This is a genomic window from Geodermatophilus amargosae (assembly GCF_900116515.1).
GTDB lineage: Bacteria > Actinomycetota > Actinomycetes > Mycobacteriales > Geodermatophilaceae > Geodermatophilus > Geodermatophilus amargosae.
In genome coordinates this window covers 1-1322 of sequence record NZ_FPBA01000063.1, presented here as the reverse complement: position 1 = coordinate 1322, position 1322 = coordinate 1, and the positions used below count along the sequence as shown (strand labels likewise).

Here is a 1322-nt window from a genome sequence, read left to right as displayed (position 1 = left end):
TGAACCGCCCCTGGTTCAGTGGAGGCTCGGTTCTGCTGAGGAGTCCTCGGTGAGGCCGGCGATCGAACGGTAGTAGCTGTCCTCGAACTCGACCGGTGGGATGTCGCCGCAGGCGCCGTGCAGCCGTCGGTGGTTGAACCAGTCGACGTACTCCAGGGTGGCCAGTTCGACGTCGTCGAGGCCGCGCCAGGGGCCGCGGCGGCGGATGAGTTCGGTCTTGTAGAGGCCGATGAGGGATTCGGCGGCGGCGTTGTCGTAGGAGTCGCCCTTGCTGCCCACCGAGCGCAGGGCGCCGGCGGCGTCGAGGCGTTCGGTGTAGCGGATGGCCAGGTACTGCACGCCGCGGTCGGAGTGGTGCACCAGGCCGGTCACGTCCCGGGCATCGCGGGCTCGGATCCACAGACCTTGCTCGAGGGCGTCGAGGGCCAGGTCGGTGCGCAGTGAGGTGGAGGCCCGCCAGCCCACGATCCGCCGGCTGTAGACGTCCATGACGAAGGCGACGTAGACGAAGCCGGACCAGGTGGCCACGTAGGTCAGGTCGGCCACCCACAACCGGTTCGGCGCCGATGCACTGAAGACCCGGTCGACCAGGTCGCCGGGGCGGGCAGCCGCGTCGGCCGGCACGGTGGTGCGCTTGACCTTGCCCCGGACCGCGCCGGCCAGACCCAGCTCGCGCATGAGCCGCTCGACGCGGCAGCGGGCGACCGGGACGCCTTCCCGGTTTAGCGCCCGCCAGACCTTGCGGGCGCCGTAGACGCCGAGGTTGGCCTCGTGCACCCGGACGATCTCGGTCTTGAGCTGGGCGTCGCCCACCGCCCGGTCCGACGGCGGTCGGGTGCGGGCGGCGTAGTAGGTGCTCGGAGCGATCTTTGTGCCGGCCTCGGTGAGGGCGCGGCAGATCGGCTCGACTCCGAACTCCTGGCGGTGCTGGTCGATGTAGTCGATCAGCGCTGGGAGGGCCGGTCGAGCTCGGCCGCGAAGAAAGCCGAGGCGCTCTTGAGGATCGCGTTCGCTCGGCGCAGCTCGCGGTTCTCCCGCTCCAGCTCGACCAACCGTGCCCGCTCATCGGTCGTCAGGCCTGGTGCGTTGCCGTCGTCGATGCGGGTCTGCTGCACCCAGTTCCGCAGCGAGTCCGGCACGATCCCCAGCTGCTCACCGACCCGCTTGCAGGCGGCGTTGACGCTCAGCTTCTCCGGCCCCTCCACCAGATCGAGGGCGAAGCGGATCGCCCGCTCACGCAGCTCGTCGGGGTACTTCCTCGGTGCCGCCATGACTTCCATCCTTCGGTGATTGGAAGCCTCCATCAATCCCGGGGCGGTTCA

At 69.8% G+C, this 1322-nt stretch carries 1 protein-coding gene and 1 other annotated feature; the gene reads right to left on the bottom strand.

The genetic code is table 11. The features are described 5' to 3' along the window. Positions 1–15 precede the first annotated feature (15 nt). Positions 16–1271, bottom strand: a protein-coding gene (locus BM414_RS28120) for an IS3 family transposase (RefSeq protein WP_245785052.1) whose coding sequence is annotated in 2 segments (ribosomal slippage) — positions 16–986 and positions 986–1271 — 1257 coding nt in all. Because the reading frame shifts where the segments join, the coding sequence is not laid out codon by codon here. Continuing rightward, positions 859–987 (bottom strand) — a sequence feature (AL1L pseudoknot). (Overlaps the previous gene by 129 nt.) Positions 1272–1322: the final 51 nt, after the last annotated feature.